This window comes from Paenibacillus sp. CMAA1364, assembly GCF_054373195.1.
Map to the genome: position 1 here is coordinate 1 of NZ_JBITNB010000040.1, position 17,942 is coordinate 17,942.

Here is a 17,942-nt window from a genome sequence, read left to right on the forward strand (position 1 = left end):
AAATACCCTATAGAGTAGACTTTTTTAAAGTGTCTATTCTATAGGGTACATTTTAACCTTAGGGTGGGTTTTTACTTTCTATTGTTGCTGTTAATGTATGTTAAAAGAGCAAGAATGAACATTCCGAATAGGAACATTATAGTCAATGCATCTTTCACCTCCATGGCTTCACCTCCTTTCGAAGGGAAACCATGCCCACCCAAAATTCAATTGTAACTATATTTTACCTTTATTCGCTCATACGTACAGGTGTTCTTATTATGAGTTCGAAATTGATTTAAAGATAGAGTCTTAAGGATTTAGTTTGCTATATGACCATAATAGGCCCCGCTTCTTTTATTCGTACAAGGAATTGATCTCATTAAACCATTTCGTCTTGCTTCCTCTAATGACCATCGTATTAGATGATTCATTAGCAAATCCCTTTCTTAGTTTTCAATACTAATTTCACTCCTAAACCTCCAACCGTCAATATTAAAACCACCTGATTGATCAAACACGTACTCGGTTAGTTTCCGAAAGATGCTTATCATCTCATCATGACCAGTAACTTTCATTGCTTCTATATACAATTGACCAAAAAGTGAGTCTGGAAACGGCTGTTTTAGGTACTTTTTTAAATACAAGGGCTCCGTTAGGTATCTAGAAATATGATATGAAGGAACCTTCTCGATGTTCAGAATGGAACAATAGACGTTATAGAGATTTAACAGTGAGCTGTTGTAAACGAACTCAAAATCAATTCGCCCTTCTTCATAACAATCCAATAAGTTATCCAATGCATCCCATAATCCGTATTTAGTTATTTCTACTATGGTTTTGTCTAAATCTGTATATGGTTTCGACTTCCAGCCTTTAGCATCTTCCACTAATTGCTCAACAATACCAGATTTATCTAGAACTATTCTCCCCGTCAAAAACTGAACCATTGACATCGTGCTACGACCATAATAATCCGCTTTGAAATAGCTTCTTATTTGTTGGGGTGGATTAACAAAGTACTCAATAAGAAACCCTTTCACATATTGATTACCACGTTCTCTCCAGTTATGGTCATCACTAAGAATAATATGAACATCTATATCAGATCTTTTAGAAGGATTACCTGTAATATAGCTTCCACATACTAATATGCCAATGACTTCCTCTTTATTTTTCCAATTCTCAAGAAAGAGGTCTAGTGCGACTTCCCAAGGTTTCATTGAATAACCCCTCTCTATTCTTCTTGAAGAAATCTATTTCAAATGTGGTCAAAAACAGAACTATAATAATAACTGTCTCATATTTTTAATCAGCATTAATTATTTCTTCTATCACTGAATATCCTTTAGAATTATCTTTACATGTCCATTCCCATTCTTCAAAAATTCTTAATCTACCGTCATTTAATAATTCCGGTTTCGATTTACAAATCCCTGTCATAATCTCATTGTTTTCATTAATGTGGTGATACCTCATATCTAAGCATCCATGACAATCTACTAACCCGATTATATGTCCTTTAACTACTCCACCACCAGAGTACTCTGCCCATACCATGTCTTCTTTTTGATAGTAATGAAAAATGGTTTCTTGATTTACTTCACCGTTTTCGGTGTTTTTAACAGTCTTGAGAATCCTACCATTATAATTAACCGAATTCATATGAATCACCTCGATATTCTTAAGATTTTTTGCGAACTATTCCTTGTATCTAATAATAAATGGAGAAATTGCTAATACGGTTATTACCCAAGCTGTAAACCATAATAATGCTTTAGTAAGAGAGGTTTCCTGTAAAACATATATAATCCATATGATAGGAACAAATGTTATCGATATCGACATTATAGATCGAGAAAATAAAGTTATTTGATATTCATTTCCGCAGTTATCACAGGTGATCAGTTGCCATTTGAACCTACCTAATACAGAAATTAATACTTGTGTGTACTTAAACTCTTTTCTACATTTCAAGCATCTCTGCATATTATTCTCCTTTTGTTGTTTGTTTACTTAAGCAACTGTATTACTGATAACCATCAGAAAACCGTTCTTTGAGGATGTATCTATTAACTGATGAATAGATTGATTTGCTGTATGGTTAAACAAATACCATTGATCCTCAGTTGCATCATAAATCAAATATTTAGGTGTCTTTTCTGAACCGTTGACTGAGAAAGATTGGTTTACCGAATAGATATCGAATTGTTGTATGCTGTTACCCTCTTGGTCTAAAAAGTCATATTGTCCATTTTTATAATAGACACCAGGTGTAATACTGTGAACAGACCACGTGTAATCAGAAGGAGCATCAATCTTATCTCCTTTGTTTTTCACAAAAACATTATAGATTTCTTCGATATAGGCATTCCCTCTAATTTGACTTACTACGCCACCCATAGTCATGTGGTATTCTTGTTGCAATGCTTTGACTTGTACTCCCTCAATAACCAATGGATCGGTATCGATAGCTACTGTCGAGTTACTATAATTGATATTGCAACTAAACGTTTCTGCAATAAGTCGAATTGGAACCATTGTGCGTTTGTTCTTTATATATGGCTTGGCATCTAGTAGTATCCCTTTGCCATTTATCAGCGCTGTGTTGCTATTCAGATTTAGGATTACTTGCATATCATTTCTGGTGAGAGTTATTTTCGTTTCTGACCAGTTGACCTTAGCTCCCAAGTTCTCACTGATGATACGTAAGGGCACCATTGTGCGATTGTTCCTTATTTCGGGCTTCACGTCTGAGACAATAACAACACCATCAACTTTTATTTGGGTGGTTGCCGCATAAGTGGTTGTAGAACTACTGAATAGAATCAAAATAAGTAGAATTCCTAAGAATACCTTTTTCATAATAAGATTACCCCTTTTGTTGTATATTTTTCCCTTGCATAAATATAAACGTCAACCCCAAGTATAAAGTTGCTTAATCCATGCTTACGATTAAGATCAAACATCATAAGTGATCATTGCTATTTAATTCATTTATATATGATTTCAAATATGGTGATATATAAGTGCTACGAACACTTGGCTATTACAATTAACTTGAATGGTATATTCCCTTCTAGATCAAAAAAGATAAAGACCCACCTTCGGCAGTTAATCTTCGGGTGGGTTTTACTTTTTTTGTTGTTATTCTTTATTTAATTATCTAATTTTGTTTAAGTTTGCCATATAACTGTTTTAGCCCAAGAATTACATAGTAGATAATTATTACGTTGATAATATATTTGAACAAATCTATACTTACATCTATTATGAATCACCTGTTCTCGTTAGCTTCAAAATGATACTGTATGAAAAATCTTAAGGGAAACCCAAATTCTGTTCTATGAGCACCTGTAGCTGGTATATTTCCTGGGATAATAAGAATACTAAGCAAAGCAATCCAGAGTGAAAAATTTAAAATCAATTTATGAATTTTCATTTCTTTCCCCCTTCTCCTTAATCCTCAGCTGGCCTTTGATCATCTGTAAATCGATACTAGACCATTACCTATAACAGCATTTATATCCGACAGGCTTTAGGTAAAGGTACACCCATAATTTACGGTATATGTCTATAGGTGTTCCAAAATCCCATTCATATCATAAATAAATGATCGAATCATTATGATGGCAGACATATTACCTTTTAAATATCCACTTTATAATTCAGTTCCAATTCATCGCCAGGTAACCCTCTTATTCCCCAATTACATTTAGGCGTTTCAATAATGGTTATTTCAAGGTCGTTTTTGCTAACACCTAAACCGGAGAAATTTTCAAATAATGCATTGATCAGATTTTTCTTCACTTCAACTGAACGACCTTCGAATATACTTATCTCAATTATTGTATATTTTTCAGTGCGATCCTTAGGATATATGAATTCTTCTCTATCAAACATAATAAACCGTTGAAACCTTTTCTCGTTTGGAAGTTTCAGTGTTTCAACTAGACAGGAATGAACGATATCTGATATGTTCTTTTGAAAAGGTTTCAAGAAATTTCGCAAACCATAAATTTTTACTTGTGCCATCCTAGAATCCTCCTCTATCTTTATTAAATTATCCACTCAGTCTAGTTCTAGTTATTAGTTACTCCAAAGGGAACATGAACGGATGGGAACATTCGAGCAATTCCTTCAATGTGACTAAATTTAGAGCATGGGCATCTTCCATCAACATCGTATGGGGGGAATCAATAAACAAATTGCCTCCATTACTAAAAACATCATTTTAAAGATTTAGTAATAACATCGAAGTATAGCGTGTCGCTATGGTTATAAGTTGTCTGCGACTTCTATCTATATATTTACTCCAGATAAAGCCTTTAAGGTGTTCTTTCACTCCGTTTAATTATATATTTATTATTGTTTTTTTCTGCAATAAGTATAATTCGTTCTGTTTTTATTAGTTCTTTAATTGGAAGAAAGTCTATATTATATCGATCCAAAGTAATATCTAAGATCACCTTATCATTGTTAACAAATACTAATTTATGGAGCGACTCATCTAGTAGTGGAAAATCATCTTGCAATAAATATCCTAAGTATGAATTAGCATTTGTCCACTTTAATCCAACCACATTTTCCATATACTCTCTAGATAAATATGCCTCGAATACAAATACTTTTTCCCATTCAAAACTAGTAGATTCATCCATAGTAAAACTTTTATTCCGATATATTATTGAGACTACATTTTTTGTGAATTCGTTATTATACCTATGGTCTACATTGTATTTGAGATAACCAAAATAACTAATAGTGATTGGTATTAGAATAATAATGAATATCAATAATAGAATATAATATTTAAATTTAGATTTCATCATATCTCCTAAATCTTATTTATTTATTGAATATGTCTTAGACTGATTTCTTACAATGTCTGTGATATACGAATCTTTGCCTTCAAAACTTGTCTTACATTGAATCTATCTTTCTCGTCCTATTATAAAAGCCTTATCCGACCTCTCAAATCCTACCTTTGGGTAATATTCCAGTGCCTCAGGGGCAGAAATTAGAATTAGTGTGCATTCATCACTCATTTGCTTCCTTACTCGGTCAATCAATTCTGTACCTATCCCACTACTTTGAAATTCTAGATCAACAGCTAGATCTGATAAATAGCAACAATACGAATAATCTGTAAGTGCCCTAGCAAGCCCAACTATTACTCCTTCGTTCCATGCAGTTATTACTATATCCGCATTCTGAATCATTCGATCTAGTCTTTCCAAGTCCTGATAAGGCCGCTTAATACCAGATTTCATAAACAAACTCGAAACGTCTTCTGCTTTAATATCCTTTGTATCTTTATATATGATTTCCATGTCACATCTCCTTTGAATTCGTTGTTATATGCAGTTACTAGCTATCTAATTTTTCTATTGTCGTGAAAATATTCGATAGATGACCTTTTATTTCTACAAAATTAATTTATATCCAGTTCACTTTGATGTCAATAAGGTTTTTGGGAAACCCTCCAAATACGTCATCAAGACTGTATATCCTTGATGACGGTAAGGTCCAGTGGTAGAACGATGTCGTCCGTGCCAAGACAGGGCCAAGAGTTCGAAGAGTTAAGAGTTAATCGGCGAATCTAGGTAACCAAACAATCGAATGAATGGCTATTTTTAGAACAGGGAGATCCAATGTTTATTTCACGGCTACTTCCCTTCACTTAGAGCATGCAGAAGTGACAAAGCCTCTTCATGGTCAGGTTCCAGAACCAACGCATCATGTGTGTATTTAAGTGCTTCTTCTTCCAGACCAAGCTCGTAACTACAAATGGACAAGCAGAATAAGACCGTCGGAACAGGCTCATCTTTATCTGCATGTATGGACATCTCCAAGAATAACTTCGCATCCTCATACATATCCATTTCGAATAACAGCAGTCCCGCATCGAGCGCTAAATCATAATGCTGCTCTAGCTCATAGTAGTTAGACCACATCATGTGTATGCCTCTTTGAATATCCAGTATATCTTCATCGCTGATCTCTGGTATCAAGCTCGAGATATATTTCGCAGTCTGGACAAAAAACTCCGCATCATACCCACCCAAACGCCAAAAGGCCAATATTTGCTGTATTCCCATCGTTTCGAAATGTAGATCTCCCCATTCCTTCATACTGAAGAAATCATCCGGTCCATAACGTTCGATAAACCGCTGATAGGCCAATCGTGTATTGCCATAACTCATTGGTTTCTCCAGCATGAGTATACTGCCTATATTTATATTCTTGTAATGGTGTTGGGTGAAGAGTGTTTGTGCACCTTTTTGCTCAAACACATGTTGAATCGCATGATAGTTTGCTGTTAAAGAGAAGCTACCGTGAAGAACTAACTCAGGCGGCGCTGCAAATTTCCAGTTCTCAAGTCGGTGGTCGCCTTTATCAGCTGTGAGCAGCAAGAAACCTGCCTGTGACAGCTCATTCAGCCGCTCCAAGCATGTCAATCCAACTACCGGAAACAGGATATGTGAATCCTCAAGTTCTTTTTGATAAAGGGCAATTACTTCATGATAGGGGTATGTTGCTTCTTCATATCCAGATGCTCGGCGATACTCGTAATTCAGCGTCATTTGTTCTAATACTTTTGAAGGATTAAGTTGATCGGAATTCTCCGGATACCCGATTAATACATCGCATTCAAATATTTTACCATCAGCCACATAGATCAGCTCTTGCGGAATACTATCGAAGAAATAGTTAGCAACGATCAACAGTGGCTGCTTCAGATCACCCGGACGGATGGTTGTATGGGATACAACCAAGTTCAACTCCGTATCATGTACGGCATCAAACCGTGCGAAATCCAGCAATCCTTGCTGAACATAAGATTGCAATGCAGGATGATTCTGCCAACCTATTACATTCTTTGAAGCTAAATCAGTCATAATATAGCGGAATGGTGGAAGTGTTATCCCCGCGAAATCTCTCAGCTCACATAACTTTTGTAATATATGAAATGCGAGGCGCCCTGCACCAGCACCTAGCTCCAGGATCATAACAGGTTTAGTAATATGAGCCCTGCTCGCCCTGTCTTGAAGAAATCCGAAAATCATTTCCGCGTAAGATGTAGCAATCATGGGATTGCTGGTTATATATTGCGGAACCTGATCATTATTCCAAGCGTTCATTCCCTTTTCTTCATAATAAGCCCGTTGCAAATCCCATATGGGTGCTTCGCTGAAGCGGAAGCGCTGTTGTTTATTGTCTGCCATTCAATTTAAACCTGCTCTCTGTCTAGCATTAGGGACAATCTGTTCTGTTACCGTGCGAAGGATATGTGCTTCAAGGGCCTGGCAACCCATGACATTCACTTATTTCTTAGCTGTATGTTTCTTAATCACAGGCATAATTTCTGTTGCAATCAACTCAATATTCCTCATAATTTTATCGAACGGGACCCCACCGAAATCAATTTGTGCCATAAAGCGCTGTTGACCATACAATTCATATTGGTAGAGCATTTTCTCGATCATTTGTTGTGGACTACCAACCATTAATGCATCTCGATAATCAGTAGATTGTTCGAATTGTTGCTTGGGATAGCCACCCCCACGTAACGCCTGCATACCTGTATTTATATGTGGATAATACTCACGAAGAGCATCTTGTGAATTCTCAGATGTATAGAATAAACTTGTTGTAGCAATCGGAAGCGTTGCTGGATCGAAACCTCGCTCAGCTGCTGTATTACGATATGCATCAACGGATCCCTTGAAATGGATTGCAGGTCCTCCTAGTGTTGTTAGCATCATCGGTATGCCTGCGTAACCAGCCTTAATTGCACTTTCAGGAGGTCCACCGACTGCACGCCATATTGGCATATGACCATTGAGAGGTTGGGGTAAGATCGTAGCATTGTTTAATGCTGCACGGAATTGGCCTTCCCAAGTTACTGATTTCTCATTATTCAACTTCAACAGAAGCTCCATCTTTTCTTCAAATAATTCTTCATAATCATGCACATCATAGCCTAGAAGACTATATGCTCCTACACGTGAACCACGCCCAGCGACGATCTCGGCACGACCATTGGAGATCAAATCTATTGTGGCGAAATCTTCATATACACGAACAGGGTCGGATGTACTTAACACCGTTGCTGAACTTGCAATTTTAATATTGGTTGTAGCTTGTGCAATCGCCCCTAGAATGACCGTATGTGCCTGTGTTGTAAAATGTGCTTGATGACTTTCACCCACAGCAAATACATCAAGTCCCGCCTGATCAGCAAACTTACTTGCCTCAATTAATTCTTGAATACGTTGTTCTGGACTAATCATTGCACCGGTATGTGGATTAGGTAAATAATCTCCAATAGAATATAACCCAAATTCAAGCCCTTTACTTGTATCCATACGATATTTCTCCATGATTACTCTCCCCTTATGAAATGATTACCTGATCCAATATAGCTCTCTTTTTCAAGACTTACAAACATACGCGAAATACCACCTTGTCTAAAAGACGGGAAAGCAATCAGAATGGGATGCCTTTGATGAATAAGTAAAGGTCATACAGTAAATCCTACATTCGAGTACATCAATAATTAACGAACCAAGGAGGTTGGCTTATGGCAAAAATGATTGTATTAGCATTAATATTATTGGTGACAGGCTGTTCAGCTGATAACAATATGACACAGAAGCAAGTGACCCCTAAGCAAACTCAAATTTCAACTTATGATCATACTACTTCGCAGAAAGTTCCCCTAACACAGGCATCATCGATAGCTACAAGGGGGAAAGCAAGTCCTTCTATTACAGCAAAAGGAATGCCAAATGAAATGATTTCGAAATGGTTTAATTTGATTCAAACACCGACCAGAAATCCAGAAAAAACAGAACCAACAGGTTCAACAGGGCAAGTACAAGAAGGTGCAAAGGATACTAATAAGGGGACAACCCCTTTCGGGCAGCAGGTCTTGGACTTAGTAAATCAAGAAAGATCTAAAGCAGGATTAAGTGCCCTGAGTATGAATGATCAATTGGCAAATATGGCTTTGGTCAAAGCACAGGATATGTACGACAACAATTATTTCGATCATAACTCACCAACACATGGATCACCTTTTGATATGATGAAGGAATTCGGGATCACATACAGTTACGCTGGAGAGAATATCGCCAAAGGACAAACCACCCCTGCCCAGGTAATGAAGGATTGGATGAATAGCACAGGGCATAAAGCAAATATACTGAGTAATAATTTCACCCAAATTGGCGTTGGTTATTATAACAATGCTTGGGTCCAGGAATTTAAAGGATAAAGCTGTTCAGGAACGAAACCCCACCATAGGCTCTTAATCTATGAGTGGGGTTTTAAATTGATTAAGAGAGATTAACTGAACTCTGCTAAGATTTTTAAGTCGTTCTTTGATGGATGATTTGTAAAACAGCACGTTCAGCTGACTGAAGTGCGCCTTCTAGATGACCGCCATACGCTGAACTCGTTTCTGTGCCAGCAAACACAATTTTGTTTTCCCATATACCAACTATAGGTATTTCTCCATAAACCGGAAAATCTCGTAGTGGAATACTGTCTTCGGATACAGCCGTTTCTGGATCTACAGACCAATCTTTGTAAAGAATAGTGCTTACTTTTTTAGCCGATGGTCCGAAAAGATTAACCAACTGTTCTATAACCTTTTCTATAATCAGCTTTTCCCCTAGCCTATAACGGTCTTTCGCAGACATCCCGAAGAAGCCAAATAATGCACCCGGACCTGTATTAGGAGATGCATCATGAATTTCTTGCAACGGTCCTACCCAACTTGATGCATTGCCCGAAAGTCCCTCTTCTCTCCAAAAAGGATAATCATAAACAGCTATTAATTTAGCTTGTCCTGCCATCCAGGTCGGTTTGTTGATAAGGTTTGCGTTCAGTTCAGGAGAAAGTGCAGGAAGAAATTCAATATTCTGTTCTATAAGTCGAGGCGGTAGTGCCAGAATAACAGCACTAGCGCTATATTGTTTTATATGCCCATCTTCACATTCGGCTTGAATCGTAATGGCGTCATTATCATGTAATGTAATTGTCGTGACACGTGTTTCTAATTCAAAGATCTTTGGTGGTAGCTTACTTACCAACGCGTCAATTAAAGATTGTACACCTCCCGTAAACCGCACAGACTTCTCCGTTGAGTGATCTGGAAGGATATGCCGTTCAGGGATTTGGTTCTCATACCGTTCAAATAACATAGCCCCTTTTGTGTGCTGTTCGAAAGTTTCTAGGTGTAGCTCTTGAACGAGACTGGTGATCGTATGCTCATATTTCGGCCAGAACCATGTGGGTCCAAGATCAAATTTGCCCAATTCAGGCTTGTCGGATCTCAGGGAGCTTAAAACCCTACCTCCAATCCTATTTCGAGCCTCTAAAATCTTACATTCAATACCTTGTGCTGAGAGTAAAGTGGCTGCTCGCAGGCCGCTTAAACCAGCACCAATAATAATCACTGGATTATTGTTCATTGTATATTCATGTTGACATGCTTTAGAAGTCATAACGCATTGTACAGTTGTTGAATTTGTCTTTCTAATTGTTGAAACTGTACAAACCGTCCTTCCCGAAGATATTCCTTTTGATCAAGAAACATCACTATTGACGGTACTGTAAAAATCAATAATTCACCTGCGACTTCCTCTACCTGACTGGCATCTATATGCGCAAGTTTTATTTTGGGATAGTTGCTGAGCAATGCTTTTAGTTTGGGATAGATCGCATGACATACGTTACAATCCTCTTGAGATACATATAACATGCTTAATCGGCTATTTTGAATAAAAGGATCTATTTCTTCCACGGAAGTTATTTCTTGGACATTCATCAGTATTCACACGCCTTTCTCGAGGTTAGTTTCCCTATTCTTCATCGTAAGAGAGCTTAACCGATTATACCAAATATAATTTTGTAAATAAAATAATCACGATCCGCCTTTATCGTCTGGAAAGAGGCATTCAATGCCAAATTGCGAATTTTAACCTGAGACATAATCTTATTGTTAATAATAGATACGTACTTCTCATGATTTGCGACCTCTTTCAATGAGAGCAAATTACCAGTTGCTAGGTCAAATGTGTAAGGTATACGTGCAGTATCCCCATAAGATCCCCAGAATAGATGTGATATTTCACGTATAGACTCAGTCTCCCCTGTTCGTTATAAGTTAACGTATTGGATCGGCTACACTCATCTGGACAGAAAAATTGTGGTCTAGTTTATTGTTAATACAAAGCCTATATATGAAATTATTTGTCCTTCCAAATCTTCTATTGAAAATTGGTATCTTAAAGTTGCTAATCCAACTAGGATTATCCCAATTGCACCTAAAATAATATGTATATAGCCAATTATTTTATCTTTTTTCAAGTTGCTCCATCCCCCTTTATAATTTCACTATTATTATATTCGCAGTTAAAAACGTTATTTCCACGATTTCCGATAACGTTTTCTCATTTCAGACGTTTAGCAGATTAAGTGACCGCAGGGAATAGGTCATTAGAAATTAATCTTTTACTCTTTAGGGACAAATACTCCATCAAACTTATTCCTTATGATTGTTTGATTTTTAATTGCTTCTTCAAAGTTATTTGAGTTTGATACAATATACAGATTTTTTATCTCATTTTTAACTCCATTCCATTCGCTTGAAGCCCATATATTAATATTTTCAAAACGATCATCGAACCAAATCATACCCCCATTTGTGAAATCAAATCCGTCTATAGATACTCTACCTACAAATGTTGATTGTCGAAAAATAGGTCTGTGCAAATTGCCTTTTATTTTCAGCATTGTTTTTGTTGTTGTTGATGGTTCGTTTTCGATGTAACTCACTGCTGTCCGCGTAACATCTAAACTCTTAGGGAAATCATAATAAAATAAGAATATGGAGATGCATATAACACCAATAATAGAGGTCAACATTAAAACTATTTTCAAAATCATATTCGCCTCCTGAATCTATTTTCTAAGAAAATCTTCGTAGTGATGAAGGGCGGATACCCGCAGTAGGAATGCTGTGTTATATGATGACAATGACCTCTCCATAATCCTAACTAAGTTTTTTTCACTGTTTCCATGCTTCTAAGTACTCAGGTAAATCATCTGGATGGTGCTTTACTCTCAGACCTATACGACAATAGAGTTGAATGGTAACTTTATCTATTAATCTCTTTCTGTCAATCAATCCTTGTTCAAGTTGATCATAGGCAGTGTATAGATTTTCCATATTAAGATCATCGGATGATGAATAAAAGGCATATGTAAAATCATAAATTAATGGTCCCACCATGGGAGAGGGATCATTAACACCAACCAATTCCGATTGATCATATACAAAATTATGGACACCCGTATCACAATGTAATAAAAATCTATTCCCTTGTTCTTTATCATCATCAAATAATGTATCGTTGGTTCAAGTATCATATCAGCTTCTCCTTATTAAAGTAAGAATCGCTCCTCTTAGATCATTCGTGTCATTTTACTATTATTTACATTGATCCTTCAGCGCTTCGCTTAACGATTAGAGGTTCACGATGGAAGCCCGCCCATTCCCAATCAATCGTATACAGTGTTTCATACAGGTCAACGTGCGGAATGAAATCAAGTGAATCTAGTTTAATATTTACTGATTGTATTATTGGTAAGCTACTAACCGATTTGCTATGCTTAATTGAATGAATATCTCTGGGCACATGCTATCCTAACTTTTTATAGATTTCATGTCTTTTATCATTATAAAAATCATCTGAATACTTCCTTTAATCTTAACTTACATATATTATCATACAATTACATACGATTTTACCTCTTTTAATAGAATAATAAATAGGCTGTATCTATCACTTATCTAGTGAAAGATATAGCCTATTTTCGAGGATTCAAATTATTTCAGTACGCCGTCTGCTTTCATTTCCTTAAATAGTTTCTCAGCTAATTTCAAATAGTTATCCCAAGCTGTATTACGAGTAGTGTAACCAGACTTGCCGTAGTCACCTGTGTTCTCAATGGCAGGTAGACCTGTCAGATCTAGCATATCTTGTGTTTTAATTACCTTTAGCTTCAGCTCATCCATCTGAACGTTAAAACCAATACGGGAAGGCTCAGCGTAGTCCATACTTTCATACTTGGATTGTCTGTATAATGCCTTTAGCTTCGGATCCTCAATTTTATCTGGTGTATCTGCAAAGATCTCGTCATAACGAAGATCGATAATCTTGTTATTCTCAACGACTACTTGCAGACGACCTGTTAAGCCACCGCCCAACTCTTCAGCAATACCGTAGTATTTTTTACTTGATGGTTTTTCAAGAGATAGAGCAAGTTTCTCCGCCATGGGTTTCATGGACTGTAACACACTGTTGGAAGCTCCTGAAACCGTATCAACATCGGTTGTGAGACTTTGTGACTCTAGCATTTGCTCTTCTGCTTTAAGAACACCTTGGATCCATGCTGCACCCTTATCTGCACCCATAGTGAAGTTATATGCAGATAAGCGTTTCGATACGTTTTGGTAATAGCGATTGTAATAGTTCGGACGTGTCAACTCGTTAAATTCGATATGAACTATTTTGTCGCCTTCAGTGACCACTTCGAGCATTCCTAAATGACCCTGTCTGAAGCGTTCTTCAATTCTATGATAATCTCCCTTGATCAGTCCTAGCTTAGGTTGAGCTGTCCATTCAAGATCCGTCATTTCAACTGGTGTAATGGAAGCGCCGGATGTGGCATCTTTATCTTCTGCATTAACCTCTGTCTTGCTAGGCTCTACTTTTGGTTGTTCCTTTGAGCTAGAGCAACCTGCAAACATGGAAATTGTTATCATAGCTGCAAGCATGGTAATGACAAACTTGATACGTTTCGATTGAATCATCTTGATGTCCCCTCTTCTATGTTGTAAGTGAAACGATTACTGATTGCGAGCCAATGATGTGTAGGTTCTCACAGTTAGAATGGTCATTATCAGCATTATTATTGTAACTTATAATTAAAAAATAAGATAGTGATAGTTTTCACAATGGTTATAACTAAAATATTAGAGTACATTTAAGAAAATGACATCTAATCATCTTTAGATCGAGACTTTACAGCTGGGCGTTTATTCCAAAATAGCGATAGGGAGACCTTCGCACAGCATAAAGCGAACACCAGAAACAATAGCGACCATATCCAAGCAGGTAGTATGGTCTGATTAGCTAAACTAGCAGCATCACCCGCACGAGAAGGCTTGTTGATCGCATACAGAAGAAGAGAGATTGGCCCCATGACCGATTCCTCCAGTGAAAGAAAAGCTAGAAGTAAATAGTAGGTATTACGAATACCTGTTCCGAGGAAGTAAAAAAGCAGGCTGACCACAATAAATATAGAAAGCCACCATATCCCATAGCTGTTCCGTACAAATAGTAATATCATAATGAGTGCGATCGCGGTGATAAGTATTAACCCTTCCCCTTGTCTCCGATGTGCATAGCCGTAAAACATCAATACAGAAAAGATAGATGCTGACAAATAACCTGCGATGGATACCGCAATGGGACCCCAGCCAGATGCTAATACCGCATAAGTGGTTCCACTATGATCGGGATTCAGCTCAATACTCAGCACACGCCCGGATAGAAGCAGTGTCGCAACAGCATGCCCCAGTTCATGCACCATTGTATCGATAATGCGAAACCAAGACGAAAATGGAACAAGCCGTGTGAGTACCGCAGCCAAGACCAGATAGAAGAACGTTTTAATCCATTTATTCATACAGAGCATCCTTTCGAATGTCACACGATTTTTTTCCACAAGTATAGTTGCTAGTCTAGCTGTTGAAAAAAAACTAACCGTTGATACAAATTGCCTTTAACTTTCCGTGTCTGTGCTGATTTCTTATAACGTTCAGAGGTTCATGACGGAAACCCACCTACTTCTTGTTTTCGCTTACATTAGGTGGATTTCTGTGTTGGTGTATATTCTTCTATGTAAATTCCTCTTCCAACCAAGAACGAATGTCACCAGCGTGCTACTTGTGTTATACGACGTTCATCGTATCTTTGATTGATCTATCAAACTACCTTTAATTATCTTCTTTAGGATACTTCAGATATGTAGTTCCATAAACAATAGATTCAAACCTTATACCGTCTTCTTCATGAAAAATTTCATAAGGAGGGTCAACAGGAACTTGTGCTATGATCTTTCCATTGATATTCCTTAACATACAATCTAGTTCTCCAGTTTCTAAGATTAAACCATTCTTTAATTCAGTAAAATCCCAAAATAAGCAATGTGAAAATTCATATTCTACGGTCCTAGTTATTAGATTGATAGCACAAGACTTCTTCTTACTACCAATTAAGATTGTTTGAGTATCTTCTAAACAAAATATAGTCAAATTATTGACCCCAAAATTAATGCTTCTAAAAATAACCCCCAATTAATAACTACTTAATAAATGTCGTATAACGTCGCACATTCCTGACGTTCAAGCAGCTTAAGTGACCGTAGGGAACAGGTCCTCAGACTTAGCTGTTTGAATGTGTCGCCTGAATCTACTTCTATGAAATTCTTCTTAGCGATCAAAGGCGAATGCCCGCAGTAGGAATGTGTTGTTATACGATGTCCCCGACTTCGAAGCTTAACTTACATTGAATTTAAGTTTCCTTTCATCAATTTCGCTATTTCTTTATCATTATCTTTTGAAGATTTCTCGAGTTCTTTCACTACTCTTTCTTGTCGTTCTTTCGAGTGATTCTGACTTAATTTCCACTTCCCTTCTAATCTATTGATTTTTATTTTAAAACCTACAATTCCATTCATGAGACCTCCAATTAGTTCATGGTTTGATTCATCTATACGATAAGGACTACTTGGTTTCTCATATTGATTGACCATATCATTTAATGCTTTTAAGAGTTCTTCTTTTTCTTCCATCAATTCAATACTTCCATATACATGAATAGATACATAGTTCCAAGTTGGAACTGACATATTTGTCTCATACCAGGAGGATGAAATATAACTATGAGGACCATGAAATACAGCCAATACTTCTTGTTTCATAATGTCTATCCATTGTGTATTTGGTCTAGCAAAGTGTCCGTACAAGTAACCATTTTTTCGATCTAATATAAAAGGTAAATGAGTTGCAACAGGAACATTATCATGATTTGAGAACAAGATTCCAAAACTATTCTTTTCAATAAATTCGAAGAGGACTTCCTCGTCATCTACGATAAAATGCTTGGGAATGTACATATTTTTCATCCTTTCTGGATTGCGGGGATTTCATATAACGTTGCGTATTTCTGACGTCCAATCGGCTTAAGGACCAAAGGTCCGGGTGGCTCTGCCACTTAGTCGATTGGATGTGTCTCCTGATTTCACTTCTCAGAAAATTCTTACTGGCGATCAAGGAGCGTTAGCGACGATGCAGAAAAACATTGTTATATGATGCCTTCCACTTCGAATCCAATCCGCTTATAGAGTCTAATTCCATAATTATTATTCATCATTACAGTTAGCTCTAATCTTCTAATACAACTTGTTTTCAGCCATACTTCCATTACCTTAAATAATTCTTTGCCAATGCCTTTACCGGTAAACTCATTAAGTAGTCCGATTACGATATGTGCGCGATGTCTAATTCTACTTGTGTTTCCTCCTATAACTGATAAATGTCCAATTAACTGATCTTGAAACTCTGCTACAAATATATTAGTGTTTTCAGATTCAAGAAATGATATTATGTTATTTCTTTGTTGATTTTCATCAACTTCTCTTTCACCAGGCTCAAATAACATGATCTTTGTCTCTCTATCTATTTGTTTATTTAGTTTAACTAATTGAGTTGCATCATCAGGCATCACTTCACGAATATTAATCATCCTTGATGTCCTTTCTATTCAAGTTTTTGGGCTGGTTTCATATAACGTTTCCGCATTCCTGACGTTTAAGCGGCTTAAGGTGCGTAGCACCGGGTCGTCAGACTTAGCCGGTTGAATGCGTCGCCTGAATCCGCTTCCCCGATATCCTTCTTGGCGGCCAAGGAGCGCCAGCAACGACAGAAAAATGTAATGTATATGATGGGGATGCCTTCTTTGAGTATACTTATATAGTGTTTAACTTTTATTCATTTTTTCTGTTTTGATACATCTTTTTAAGTGTGTTATTATATATTTAATAAAGACCAAGTGCAGCGAACACTTGGTCAGTACAATTGGCTTGGATGGTATATTCCCTTCTAAGTCATTCAGGAATGAAAACCCACCTTTGGCTACTAATCTTTGGGTGGGTTTTACTTTTTCTTGTTGCTGTTAATGTATGTTAAAAGAGCAAGAATGAACATCCCAAATAGGAACATAATCGTCAATGCATCTTTCACCTCCATGGCTTCACCTCCTTTCGAAGGGAAACCATGCCCACCCAAGATTCAATTGTATCTATATTTTACCTTTATTTTCATATGCGTACAAGTGTTCCTATATGCTTCTGTTTTATTTATTTTATGGTTTTAATATACGTTTTTTAATCTGCTTCCCTTTCATATAACGTTCGTGCATTACCAACATCCAAACGGCTTAAGGACTATAGGTCAGGGTGGCTTCGCCACTTAGCTGGTTGGAGTGTCAGCTGAATTCACTTTTTCGAAACTTCCACTTGGTGACCAAGGGAGCGTAGTGACCGCTGTGATAATGCAATGTTAACTGATGATCCTTCTTCTTCGAGTTACCCTTCATACTTACTTATTTTTTTTTACGTGTTTCCTTCTTTAACGTTCTTATTTCTTTAATGTTTCTATTAAATCCTGGATTGTCAACACTAAACTGAACAAAAATTATAAGGGCATAATCCTAGCTCCAACTGGCGTTAGGTAACCCAGTGTTCCATGTATACGGTGATGATCGAACCAGTTAACATAATCGTAAAGTTCGATATCTAGTTGTTCTTGTGTTTGAAAA

The 17,942-nt window shown here is 37.0% G+C and carries 23 protein-coding genes and 1 pseudogene; 1 reads left to right on the forward strand and 23 read right to left on the reverse strand.

What is annotated here, in order from left to right:
* Positions 1–71: 71 nt before the first annotated feature.
* From comI (ACH8E3_RS16015) to ACH8E3_RS16065, 11 genes are all read right to left on the reverse strand, one after another.
* Positions 72–164: a competence inhibitor ComI gene (comI, locus tag ACH8E3_RS16015; protein WP_458633647.1), complete on the reverse strand. Its 93-nt coding sequence runs from the start codon at positions 162–164 to the stop codon at positions 72–74.
* Positions 165–428: 264 nt separating this feature from the next.
* Positions 429–1,202, reverse strand: coding sequence for a nucleotidyltransferase domain-containing protein (locus ACH8E3_RS16020; RefSeq protein ID WP_458633648.1), 774 nt, complete (start codon positions 1,200–1,202; stop codon positions 429–431).
* Positions 1,203–1,287: 85 nt separating this feature from the next.
* Positions 1,288–1,644 carry a n-acetylglutamate synthase gene (locus tag ACH8E3_RS16025; RefSeq protein WP_458633649.1) on the reverse strand — a complete coding sequence of 119 codons (357 nt, stop codon included), beginning with the start codon at positions 1,642–1,644 and terminating at the stop codon, positions 1,288–1,290.
* 36 nt (positions 1,645–1,680) lie between these two features.
* A complete protein-coding gene (locus tag ACH8E3_RS16030) occupies positions 1,681–1,968 on the reverse strand; it encodes a TIGR04104 family putative zinc finger protein (RefSeq protein ID WP_458633650.1) in 288 nt (95 codons plus the stop codon).
* Between the two features lie 27 nt (positions 1,969–1,995).
* Positions 1,996–2,844 (reverse strand): copper amine oxidase N-terminal domain-containing protein, encoded by an 849-nt coding sequence (locus ACH8E3_RS16035; RefSeq protein ID WP_458633651.1) that lies wholly within the window; start codon positions 2,842–2,844, stop codon positions 1,996–1,998.
* Between the two features lie 412 nt (positions 2,845–3,256).
* The gene (locus tag ACH8E3_RS16040; protein ID WP_458633652.1) at positions 3,257–3,421 is read right to left on the reverse strand and encodes a hypothetical protein; all 165 of its coding nucleotides are present in this window, start codon (positions 3,419–3,421) and stop codon (positions 3,257–3,259) included.
* A gap of 206 nt (positions 3,422–3,627) precedes the next feature.
* Positions 3,628–4,014 carry a tautomerase family protein gene (locus ACH8E3_RS16045; RefSeq protein WP_458633653.1) on the reverse strand — a complete coding sequence of 129 codons (387 nt, stop codon included), beginning with the start codon at positions 4,012–4,014 and terminating at the stop codon, positions 3,628–3,630.
* 293 nt (positions 4,015–4,307) lie between these two features.
* Positions 4,308–4,640 carry a hypothetical protein gene (locus ACH8E3_RS16050; RefSeq protein ID WP_458633654.1) on the reverse strand — a complete coding sequence of 111 codons (333 nt, stop codon included), beginning with the start codon at positions 4,638–4,640 and terminating at the stop codon, positions 4,308–4,310.
* A 273-nt stretch (positions 4,641–4,913) separates the two neighbouring features.
* A complete protein-coding gene (locus tag ACH8E3_RS16055; RefSeq protein WP_458633655.1) occupies positions 4,914–5,312 on the reverse strand; it encodes a GNAT family N-acetyltransferase in 399 nt (132 codons plus the stop codon).
* Between the two features lie 336 nt (positions 5,313–5,648).
* A complete protein-coding gene (locus ACH8E3_RS16060; RefSeq protein ID WP_458633656.1) occupies positions 5,649–7,208 on the reverse strand; it encodes an SAM-dependent methyltransferase in 1,560 nt (519 codons plus the stop codon).
* Between the two features lie 99 nt (positions 7,209–7,307).
* A complete protein-coding gene (locus ACH8E3_RS16065) occupies positions 7,308–8,366 on the reverse strand; it encodes an LLM class flavin-dependent oxidoreductase (protein WP_458633657.1) in 1,059 nt (352 codons plus the stop codon).
* 200 nt (positions 8,367–8,566) lie between these two features.
* Between ACH8E3_RS16065 and ACH8E3_RS16070 the strand changes: the two genes are divergently transcribed.
* A complete protein-coding gene (locus ACH8E3_RS16070; protein WP_458633658.1) occupies positions 8,567–9,262 on the forward strand; it encodes a CAP domain-containing protein in 696 nt (231 codons plus the stop codon).
* Positions 9,263–9,356: 94 nt separating this feature from the next.
* On the opposite strand, the gene ACH8E3_RS16075 is transcribed toward ACH8E3_RS16070, so the two are convergent.
* The 12 genes and pseudogenes from ACH8E3_RS16075 to ACH8E3_RS16130 form a co-directional block, all read right to left on the reverse strand.
* On the reverse strand, positions 9,357–10,193 hold the full coding sequence (locus ACH8E3_RS16075; protein WP_458633668.1) for a flavin monoamine oxidase family protein: 837 nt from the start codon (positions 10,191–10,193) through the stop codon (positions 9,357–9,359).
* 12 nt (positions 10,194–10,205) lie between these two features.
* Positions 10,206–10,496: pseudogene (locus ACH8E3_RS16080) on the reverse strand (NAD(P)-binding protein); the annotation flags it as partial.
* A complete protein-coding gene (locus ACH8E3_RS16085) occupies positions 10,493–10,819 on the reverse strand; it encodes a thioredoxin family protein (RefSeq protein WP_458633659.1) in 327 nt (108 codons plus the stop codon). The pseudogene ACH8E3_RS16080 and the gene ACH8E3_RS16085, both read right to left, overlap by 4 nt.
* 386 nt (positions 10,820–11,205) lie before the next feature.
* Positions 11,206–11,361 carry a hypothetical protein gene (locus tag ACH8E3_RS16090; RefSeq protein ID WP_458633660.1) on the reverse strand — a complete coding sequence of 52 codons (156 nt, stop codon included), beginning with the start codon at positions 11,359–11,361 and terminating at the stop codon, positions 11,206–11,208.
* 144 nt (positions 11,362–11,505) lie between these two features.
* On the reverse strand, positions 11,506–11,940 hold the full coding sequence (locus tag ACH8E3_RS16095) for a hypothetical protein (protein WP_458633661.1): 435 nt from the start codon (positions 11,938–11,940) through the stop codon (positions 11,506–11,508).
* Between the two features lie 943 nt (positions 11,941–12,883).
* The gene (locus ACH8E3_RS16100) at positions 12,884–13,870 is read right to left on the reverse strand and encodes a hypothetical protein (RefSeq protein ID WP_458633662.1); all 987 of its coding nucleotides are present in this window, start codon (positions 13,868–13,870) and stop codon (positions 12,884–12,886) included.
* A gap of 188 nt (positions 13,871–14,058) precedes the next feature.
* Positions 14,059–14,748, reverse strand: a complete 690-nt coding sequence (locus ACH8E3_RS16105) for a M50 family metallopeptidase (protein WP_458633663.1) — start codon at positions 14,746–14,748, stop codon at positions 14,059–14,061.
* 310 nt (positions 14,749–15,058) lie between these two features.
* On the reverse strand, positions 15,059–15,376 hold the full coding sequence (locus ACH8E3_RS16110; protein ID WP_458633664.1) for a hypothetical protein: 318 nt from the start codon (positions 15,374–15,376) through the stop codon (positions 15,059–15,061).
* Positions 15,377–15,624: 248 nt separating this feature from the next.
* Positions 15,625–16,239 carry an FMN-binding negative transcriptional regulator gene (locus tag ACH8E3_RS16115; RefSeq protein ID WP_458633665.1) on the reverse strand — a complete coding sequence of 205 codons (615 nt, stop codon included), beginning with the start codon at positions 16,237–16,239 and terminating at the stop codon, positions 15,625–15,627.
* Positions 16,240–16,427: 188 nt separating this feature from the next.
* Positions 16,428–16,868 carry an N-acetyltransferase family protein gene (locus ACH8E3_RS16120; protein ID WP_458633666.1) on the reverse strand — a complete coding sequence of 147 codons (441 nt, stop codon included), beginning with the start codon at positions 16,866–16,868 and terminating at the stop codon, positions 16,428–16,430.
* Positions 16,869–17,278: 410 nt separating this feature from the next.
* Complete coding sequence (comI, locus tag ACH8E3_RS16125; protein WP_458633667.1) at positions 17,279–17,371, reverse strand: competence inhibitor ComI; 93 nt, start codon at positions 17,369–17,371, stop codon at positions 17,279–17,281.
* A 447-nt stretch (positions 17,372–17,818) separates the two neighbouring features.
* On the reverse strand, positions 17,819–17,942 hold a 124-nt coding region (locus ACH8E3_RS16130), incomplete at its 5' end, for an IS3 family transposase (protein ID WP_458633669.1).